The sequence below is a fragment of the Streptomyces sp. NPDC059695 genome, assembly GCF_042733785.1.
Lineage (GTDB): Bacteria > Actinomycetota > Actinomycetes > Streptomycetales > Streptomycetaceae > Streptomyces.
The window spans coordinates 227,977-236,764 of sequence record NZ_JBHWFF010000004.1; the positions used below are offsets into that span (position 1 = coordinate 227,977).

At 69.3% G+C, this 8,788-nt stretch carries 6 protein-coding genes; 4 read left to right on the forward strand and 2 right to left on the reverse strand.

Going from position 1 to position 8,788, the window contains the following annotated elements:
* Positions 1-42 precede the first annotated feature (42 nt).
* Positions 43-399, forward strand: coding sequence for a hypothetical protein (locus tag ACFV2S_RS07665; RefSeq protein WP_382863131.1), 357 nt, complete (start codon positions 43-45; stop codon positions 397-399).
* A 180-nt stretch (positions 400-579) separates the two neighbouring features.
* Here the strand turns inward: ACFV2S_RS07665 and ACFV2S_RS07670 are convergent, their stop codons facing one another.
* Entirely contained in the window at positions 580-2,175 is a 1,596-nt protein-coding gene (locus ACFV2S_RS07670) for an NnrS multi-domain protein (RefSeq protein WP_385555192.1), read from the reverse strand.
* Positions 2,176-2,273: 98 nt separating this feature from the next.
* On the opposite strand from ACFV2S_RS07670, the gene ACFV2S_RS07675 reads away from it, so the two are divergent.
* Genes ACFV2S_RS07675 through ACFV2S_RS07685 form a run of 3 tightly spaced genes read left to right on the forward strand, consistent with a single transcriptional unit; the run spans position 2,274 to position 5,707 of the window.
* Positions 2,274-3,587: a DUF262 domain-containing protein gene (locus ACFV2S_RS07675; protein ID WP_385555194.1), complete on the forward strand. Its 1,314-nt coding sequence runs from the start codon at positions 2,274-2,276 to the stop codon at positions 3,585-3,587.
* 8 nt (positions 3,588-3,595) lie between these two features.
* The gene (locus ACFV2S_RS07680) at positions 3,596-4,732 is read left to right on the forward strand and encodes a DUF3696 domain-containing protein (RefSeq protein WP_385555195.1); all 1,137 of its coding nucleotides are present in this window, start codon (positions 3,596-3,598) and stop codon (positions 4,730-4,732) included.
* A 42-nt stretch (positions 4,733-4,774) separates the two neighbouring features.
* On the forward strand, positions 4,775-5,707 hold the full coding sequence (locus ACFV2S_RS07685; protein ID WP_385555197.1) for a hypothetical protein: 933 nt from the start codon (positions 4,775-4,777) through the stop codon (positions 5,705-5,707).
* A 6-nt stretch (positions 5,708-5,713) separates the two neighbouring features.
* Here ACFV2S_RS07685 and ACFV2S_RS07690 read toward each other — a convergent pair whose 3' ends face one another.
* A complete protein-coding gene (locus ACFV2S_RS07690; RefSeq protein ID WP_385555199.1) occupies positions 5,714-8,743 on the reverse strand; it encodes an AAA domain-containing protein in 3,030 nt (1,009 codons plus the stop codon).
* Between the last annotated feature and the right edge of the window lie 45 nt (positions 8,744-8,788).

Here is an 8,788-nt window from a genome sequence, read left to right on the forward strand (position 1 = left end):
AGCTGGGAGAAGGGAGCGGGCGCCCCGGAGGCAGCGGCGTTCATGAAGATCCAGATCCCCCAGGGGGCGACGGAGGTGAAGGGTGCCGTACGGATCCAGCCGCAGGAGAACGTCTATCTGCTGTCCTTCGTCACGAGCGAGCAGACCGCGGAGGCGATCACCGAGGACCTGCACCCTGACTACCCGCTGGCCGTGGAAGGTCCGTCGTCCTCGTCGTTGAGTGGGGAGGGATTCAAGCACCTCGATCTCGCTCCGCCGCAAGAGCTCAAGAGCGTGCGGACGACAAGTGCGTGTCCGCCCTGCGTCGGCGACTCAAGGCGTCGCCACATCCAAGGCATCGAGATCCACATCGGCGCGGTTTCGGGGGATCGCGTGCGGGTCTACCTGGCGGCGTACTGACCTGCCCGGTGCCGCGACCGCTCGACAGATCCGTCACGGAACTCGCCGCGGGGAGGAGACCCCGTCGCCATCGGCCGAGACGCGAGCCTCTCCCTCGGGCGTCGGCACGTCGAGGCAGCCCCTGGTCGGGACCAGATGTCGTTCTTCGAGCCCGACCAGGGTTCCCTGGGCTGATAGAGGTCAATCGTCCTTCGGCACGCGCTCGTACGAGAAGGTGCACCGGACACGGCCGTCGGCCACGGGAACGAGGCGTACCTGCTCGGCGGGCATCTGCAGCGCCGTGCCCGCCGGCTCGTTCCAGAGCGACACCGTTCCTCCGGCCTCCCCGAACGACAGGTACGGTCGCTCGGGCTTCAGAACACCACCCCGGCTGCCGAGTCTCGCCGCGGGAACCGTCGGCTCGACGCACGTCCACTCCGGTTCCACCCCGAAGTAGGAAGGTGGCGCCGTCTTCCGCACCGCGGCCGTACGGAAGTCGTCCACCGCTCCCCGAGCTGAGTCCAGCGCCCCCCACATGCACACCAGCAACACCGTTACCTGGGTGAGCACGTACAACGGGACGCCCAGCCGCTCGACGGGGCTGACGAGCGGTGCGTGCACGTGCTTCGCGATGCCCCAGAGGGCCGGGACGAACAGGGCGTAGCCGAGCAGGCTCAAGAGCTTCGCCGCCGACGCGGCCTGCCAGATCCCGGGGACGTCGAGGTCATCCGGCGTCAGCCCGAGGCTGTCCGCGTACAGCGCGTGCAGCACCGACCCCGAGGCCACCACGAAAGACACGACAGCCGTGAAGACGAGCGGCGCCGCCCATGCGAGCCACTCACCCCACGTCCACTGGCGGACCAACAACCAGATCCCTCCGGCCGTCGCCGCGATCGCGAAGATCGACAACATCTGCACCGGGGTCCAGCCTCTGTCGTCCCCCACGTCCGCGCCGATGGAGACGACAAGGAAGTAGCCGGCCACCGCACCGAACATCAGGAGGCTCGCCACACGGCCGCCGGCCGCGAAGATGCCGTAGGCCAACCTGGCGCCTCCGACGAAACACAGTGTCGCTGCTCCGGCCCACACCCATACCCGTACCCCGCTCTGCTGCCGGGCGACCACCGCGCAGAAGGTCATGACGAGCAGCCAGGCCACGACCCGGTACACGCGGCGCCGGCCGTCCTCCTCACGGCGCTGCACGATGTGACTTCGCTCCCGGCCGTAGACCGGCCGTACGTCGATGGCAGCCGCGGGGGCGGAGCCGCCGGGCAGGTCCATGCGGGAAAGCCGGCGGGCCTCCGACGCCCTACCCGTGACCACCATGCCGGTGTCGTGCCGGCCGCTTCGCTCCCAGAAGCGCGCACGTGACACCACCGCTGCGCGGCGCAATCTCGCCACCGACGTCAGCGGTCTCGGGTGGGGTACTCGGGGTGGCCTGTGAGCGACGGTGTGCGCCCGCCAACCGGTCAGCTGCTCCCGGTCCCGGTCCACCAGCTCGCAGCGCCGGGCGTACATCTCCAGACCGGCCGCCCGTGCGAGCCGCTCCACCCGCCAGGCGGCCGCCCTCTCCGTGCGCCGGTTGCGGGCGCCGAAGAACCGGACCTCGACGGAGCACAGCCGTGCCGAGGCGGCCCCGCGCAGCACGCCCCGCGACGGGCCCTCACCGCGGGCGAACGCCGTCACGACCGGCCAGCCCTGCTGGCCGAACAACCGCTCCGCCTCGTCCCAGTCGCGTTGCTCCCCCCGCACCTCGACGAGCACCAGCACCCGCTGGTCGTAACGAATCCCCGGCATCAGCTCCCCCTCTCACCGGGATCAGAAGGTACAGCGGCCTACGATGTGACGGTCACGGTGGAAGGAAGCCACTCGTACGAGGGAACGGACGCGAAGACATGTCACCGGAGGACAGCGGCAGCCACCGCGCGCCCCAGTCGAAGGACCAGCTGTCCTTGTACGGCCGCTATCTGGACGACGCGTCCCCAGAGGACAGCGGGGCCTTCCTGGTGGAGATCGGGGCGGGTGGACGAAGCACCGATGTCGAGCTGGAGCAGCCCGACGAGGAGCCGGAGAGCGCGGACGACCGGATCACGGCACCGTACGACCCGTCCAAGATCGAGATCCAGACCCTCAACCCGACGATCAACCTGCTGATCTCCCGGCTGGTCAACGGGATGATCGATCTCGCCCCGGATTTCCAGCGCAAGGCGGGCATCTGGTCGGACGAGCAGCAGAGCCGGCTGATCGAGTCCCTGCTTCTGCGCATCCCCATTCCTTCCTTCTACGCCTCCGAACTCACCGACAGCTCATGGGCCCAGGACAGTTCCTGGGCGATCGTCGACGGCATCCAGCGCCTCACCGCCATCGCGCGGTTCATCGCGCCCGAAGCTCTGGCAGAGGCGGGGATAGATTCGGGGCCTCTCAGGTTGCGCGGCCTGGAGTACCTCAAGGACGACTTCGAGGGCAAGGGGTACGCGGATCTGTCGGGGCGCATGCAGATCCGTCTCAACGAGAGCCAGGTCGTCGTCCACCTCATCCGTCCGGGGACTCCGGAAGAAGTCAAGTTCAACATCTTCGCGCGCATCAACACCGGCGGCCTCCCGCTGACCCGCCAGGAGATCAGGCACGCCCTCGTCCCGGGCCCGGCCCGTAAGCTTCTGTCCTCGCTCGCCGAATCGCCGGAGTTCGCCTCGGCCACCAGCTACGGCGTCTACAGCGAACGGATGGCGGACCGCGAAATGGTGCTGCGCTATCTCGCCTTCCGGCTCACCGATCCCAACCTGTTCAGAAGCCAGGACTTCGACCAGTTCCTCGCTCTCACGATGCGCCAGGTCAACCGGCTCACCGATGACGAACGGGACGATCATGCCCACGACTTCCGGCGGGCCATGGTCACGGCCGAGAAGATCTTCGAAGGTCATGCCTTCCGTAAGCAGTTCCCTGGCCAGACCCGGCGCTCGCCGGTCAACAAGGCCATCTTCGAGACGGTTTCCGTGAATCTGGCCGCTCTCTCGGACCGCGAACAGTCTGCCTTGGTAGCGTGCCGTGAAGACGTGGTCGAGGGCTTCCAACAACTCATGACCGACCGGAACTTCGAGCGGGCCGTGTCCGTGGGAACCGGCGACCGGGGCAAGGTGGTCGACCGCTTCGCCAAGGTGCGCGAACTCTTCCGCACCGTCCTGGAGAACAGCGGGGGCAGCACGCAGTGATCGCGCACTTGTCACTGGCCAACTTCAAGGCCTTCCGGACCGCCCGTATCAGGCTCGCCCCGGTCACCCTCCTCACCGGCCTCAACTCCTCGGGCAAGAGCACGGTCCTGCAGTCCCTGGCGCTGCTGCGCCAGTCGTACGACTCGGGCATCCTCATGTCCACCGACGGGGACACCGACAGCGGTGGCGGCTTCCTTCTCGACGGGGACCTCGTGGAGCTGGGAACCGGCCAGGACCTCCTGCACGAGGACTTCACCACCGAGGGGCCGGGCCCGAACCCGCTGATCTCCGTCGCGTGCGAGAACGCCGACAAGGAGACGTACATCTGGTCCGCCCGGTACGAGGCCGAGCAGGATGTACTGCCGCTCGTTCTCTCCCGCCACCCCGACGACTGGGGCAATGTCCCCCTCTTCTCCCGGCGCTTCCAGTACCTCAAGGCCGACCGGATCACGCCTGCCACCACCTACCCCCGCTCGCACCACCAGGCGATCGGCCGCGGTTTCCTCGGATCGCGTGGCGAGCACGCCGTCAACTTCTTGCGGCATCACGCGCAGGACGTCGTGTCGGACGGCCACCCGCTGCGACACCCGGAGGCCGGCGGGCACACCCTGCTCGACCAGGTCGTCGCGTGGATGCAGGAGCTCTGCCCCGGGGTCAACCTCGAAGCCTCGGAGATTCCCGGGATCGACTCCGTGCGCCTCAGCTACGGATTCGGCGGCACCGCAGGCCTGAACTCCACCCGACGCCGACGCCCGACGAACGTCGGCTTCGGCCTCACATACGCCCTTCCCATCGTCGTGGCGTGTCTCACCGCCGGGCCCGGCAGCCTCATCCTTCTTGAGAACCCCGAGGCCCATCTCCACCCGCGCGGCCAGTCCCGTATGGCGTCCCTCATCGCCGCCGCGGCGTCCGCCGGCGCCCAGCTCGTCGTCGAGACCCACAGCGACCACGTGCTCGACGGGACCCGGCTGGCCGTCAAGCAGGGACGGCTTGCGGCCGCGGACACCGCGGTGCACTTCTTCCGGGGCAACGGGGCCGGCGTGGAGATCATCACTCCGACGGTCGCCGAGGACGGATCGCTCTCCGAATGGCCGGAGGGCTTCTTCGACGAGTCGGAGAACACGCTCGACCAGCTGCTGGGCTGACCGCCCGCTCGTCAGTTCCGGAAGCCACAAGGGGGGCGCTTCATGGTGCTCATGTTCTTCAACGAGAAGTCCTGCGTCTCCGACTGCTCGCAGGACGAGGCCGGGCAAGCCATGCGCGATTTCGTCAAGGTCTGCCAGGCGGTCAGGCGGGTGGACAGCGGGGTGAGTCTCGTCAGTGAGGTCCGGCTGGAGGACCTGGAGATCGCTCCCGGCTACTACCTCGCCCAGTGGCGGAACGAGAGCCAGAACCGAGATCACTGGCGGTTCATGCGGTTACTCAACCGCAAGTCCCCTCACTCCACGGTGCTGCCGGCTCCTCCCGAGGACCAGGAGGCCGAGTACCGCCACGACGGCGTCCCCGTTCTCGGGCTCGCCGCCGCCCACCTCATGGAGACGATGGCCGTCAGTCTGCCCACCGCCCGGCCTTGGGAGGCCTCCTGGCTGCGTGTCGAGTACGTCCTCGTCGACGATGACGAGGTCCAGGAAGACAACGCGGAGGTCCGGCACGCCTCGACACCCGAGCACGTGGCGGAACACGCCGACTGGATACGCGAGAGCACGGCGAACGCCGTCACCTCCGGCGCGCAGCTTTGGGAGGAACGCGAAAGCCTCTTCGCCTCGCTCCAGTTCACCCCGGGGGTGGAGGACGACCTGAGGAACCTCCCAGGTGTCTCCGTGCCCTCGGTCCGGGCGGCGCTGCTCGCACTCAACACAGCGGCCGAGGCCTGGAAGCCCGGGGATTCGGAACCAGCCTGGCCGATCAAGGTGGTCCCCGAGAGCGACACCCGGATCAACCTCGGACTGTGCAACTTCACCGACACCGACGGGACCAAGCGGCTGTTCAGCCTCCACACCCGGTTCCGGCCGAGGCCCGGACGCATCCATCTGCGGGTGGTCACCGAGGAGGGCCGCGTACGCATCGGCTACATCGGCCGGAAGCGCCTGACGGCCGGGGTACCGCGTAGCGCCCGGTAGCGGCGACTACGGCAGCCAGCGCGCGGCCTGTTCCCGGCTGACCCGGGACGCATCAACCCACCAGTGCCCCGCTTCCTTGTCCCACCTGGCCCTCAGCAGGCTCTTCGCCTCGTCCTTCTCCGCGTACGGGACTTTGAGATACAGGCGACCGTCCCGAATCAGCCCCGGGTACACCTTGCCGGCCGGCGCCTCGGCTCGCGGGGCAGGTACCTGGGGCACCGGTGCGGTCTCCTCGGCAGGACGCCATGGTGCGCGCGCCGGACGTTCCATGCGCGTGCGCTCCATCAGCCGCCGTACGCGGTCGCAGGAGGCGGGGTCGGTGTAGCGCATCATCAGGTCCGTCGGCCCGATGTTCGCGAGCAGGTTCTTCGAGCCGTGCCACAGGACCGAACCGTCCAGGATGAGGACCTTCTCGTGCATGCGGTCACGGAACTCGACCCGGCAGCCGACGGCCTCCAGCTGCCCGACGAGCTCCCGGTGCCGCGCCACGCGGGTGGGTTCCTGCTGCTCCTCCGGCGGGCGGGTGAAGACCGTGACCCGGAGCCCGGCAGCCACCTTGGGCGCGAGCATCCCGGCCCACCAGCGGACCGGAGACGGGTCCATGAACGCCGAATACAGCTCGATGCCGCGCTGCGCCCGCTCCACGTCCCACGCCACTGCCTCCAGGACCTCGCTGTGCTCGAAGAAGGCCGGCCGCGCCAGCTCCTCCTCCGAAAGGGTGGCCAGCTGATCCGCGTCGCGGATCGGGATCAGCTGGTCGGCGGAGATGGTCTGCGCGTGTGCCTCCAGGTGATCGACCATCGCCAGTGCCTCGCTGTGCGGGGCCAGGTGCTTGCGGAGGAAGGCGACGTCCGCCACGACGACCAGGTGGTCCTGGGCCCGGCTGAGGGCGACGTTCAGGAGGCGGCAGGTCTGCGAGGACAGTCCCGTGCCGCTGTAGAAGAAGCCTGGGTCCTTTCCTGCGCCCGCCACCGTATCGAGGAGCACGACGGGGCGCTGGCTGCCCTGGAACCGGTGGACGGTGTCAACCAGGCCGTCGTAGTCCTCCCCGAACCGGTGGGCCAGGCTGCTCTTGAGGGCCTTGACCTGTTCGCGGTACGGGGAGATGACGGCGAGTCGGTCGGTCGCACGTTCCCCCTCGGGAACCCTCTGCCACTTGCGGCCGGGCAGGATTCCCTCGTACTGGAGCCCGCGGACCAGTTCGTGGATGACGGCGGCGTGCACGGCGTTCGTCATGTGGGGCTTGCGGCCGCCTCCGGCGATCCGGCGGCCGGAGGTGTCGATCAGGATCACCGGCGAGTCGATGAGCGGTGCGAACGGTAGGCGGCTGGTGTCGCCGCGCCCGGTCTTGAGCGGCGCGTCGAGGTATGCCACCTCGTTGACCACCGCGCAGATCGGCTCCCGCATCCGGTACTGGGTGTCGAGCGCCACCAGGCGAGGGTCCTGGCGTACCCGACCTGAAGGGTCGACCAGACCGGCGGCGTGGAAGGCGTCCCGCGCCGTCCACTCGCGGGAGTGAGCCCGCTCCTCCTCGCTCGCCTCCCGGTCGCCGTCGCCCTTGGTCACGGCGGGCAGCTGCCGGAAGTCGCCCGCCACGATCACCCGCTTGCGGGCGAGACCGGCGGCGAACCATGCCGAGGGCAGGTTGACCATCCCGGCCTCGTCGATCACCACGACATCGACCTCGTCGAGCAGCTTCCTCGACTGCACTGCCTTGGCCACGGTCGCTCCGAGCACCCGGCAGTGGGAGCGAACCTCGTCCTGGATCTGCTTGCGTTTCCGCCCGAGTTCGTCAAGTCGCTCCTGAAGCGAGGCGGCGGACTCGGCGACGGTCGGTCTGGGCGGAATCCCTACGACGGCGGCCTGGGCCGCGGGGAGGGCTCGGCGGGCCTCGGCCGCCTGCTTCTCGCCCGCCGTGTGGCGACGGGCCGCGCGCGCGACGTCCTCCCTGGCCCGCGTCGCCTCGTCCTCCTCGTGCGCCAGGTCGGACCGGAGCTCGCGCAGTTTCGCCGCTCTGCGCTCCGCGAGGAATCCGGTCGGTGGCCCCACTTTGTCCATCTTCAGCCGCAGCTGCGCTGCCAGGGTGTCCGCGGCCGCCACCGTCCGAGCCGCGGTGGCGTGGTCACGGCCGGCCTCGGCCATCTCCTTCGTGCCGGTGGCCAGGTCCGACTCCAGGTCCCGGACACGGTCGTGCAGGGCCAGCGCCGCCCTCGCCCCCTTGAGCTGGTCGGCCGCCGTGCTGATCTGCCGGTCGATGCTCTCCACGAGCAGGGCGGCAATCCGGGCCGGGTCGACCTGGTCCCCATAGCGGCTGCGCAGCGACGGCAGGACGATGGTCCCGGCCCGCTGGACGATGCCCTCGGCGAAGCCCTCCTCGTGCTCCAGCAGGGAGCACATCCGCTCAAGGGCCTGGTCCACCGCGACGTTCGTGGGGGCCAGGAAGAGGACCTTGAGTCCCTGGCGGAAACTGCCCTCGACGATGTGGCCGACGACATCCGTCTTCCCGGTCCCGGGCGGCCCCCACAGGAACAACACCTCACTGGCGAGGGCCTGCGCGACGGCGTCACGCTGACGCGGGTTCAGCTGGAGCCCGGCCCAGTTCGCCACCCACTGTCCCGGGTTCTCGGCACGGCCGGTGCGCGGGGTACCCCGGCCGACCAGCCAGCCCGCGTGGTCCGCGTCGACAGGGCTGTCCTGGCTGCCGGCCGTCTCCAGGCGCTCGGCCAGCGCGGCCCAGTTGGCGGAGTCGTCCTTCCGGATCTGGATGTTCTGAAGCGAAGCCCCGAGGTCGGCTTTCGTCACGAGCCGTACGGTCCCGTCCGGAGCGCGGGAGGCCTCAGCCGGGTCCCACGCCTTCCGGGAACGGGACGGCCGGGCGAGGACGGGAGCACCGTCCAGGCTGTCGTGCCATGTGCGGCACTCGAAGAGGTACTCGCGCATCCCTCCGGAGTGCGAGAGAAGGCGCCCCTTGGAGAGGTCGACCTTCACTGCGCCTTCGGCGTCGTTCCGGAGTTCGGCGAGGATCTCGGCGCGCACCGCCGTCAGAAGCTCATCGACAGGATAAGGACGTCCCGCCCCGGT

Bases quoted from the DNA above. Each gene is read 5' to 3' on its own strand.
- ACFV2S_RS07665 (WP_382863131.1), top strand. From the start codon at position 43: ATGAAGATCCAGATCCCCCAGGGGGCGACGGAGGTGAAGGGTGCCGTA.
- ACFV2S_RS07670 (WP_385555192.1), bottom strand. From the start codon at position 2,175: ATGCCGGGGATTCGTTACGACCAGCGGGTGCTGGTGCTCGTCGAGGTG.
- ACFV2S_RS07675 (WP_385555194.1), top strand. From the start codon at position 2,274: ATGTCACCGGAGGACAGCGGCAGCCACCGCGCGCCCCAGTCGAAGGAC.
- ACFV2S_RS07685 (WP_385555197.1), top strand. From the start codon at position 4,775: ATGGTGCTCATGTTCTTCAACGAGAAGTCCTGCGTCTCCGACTGCTCG.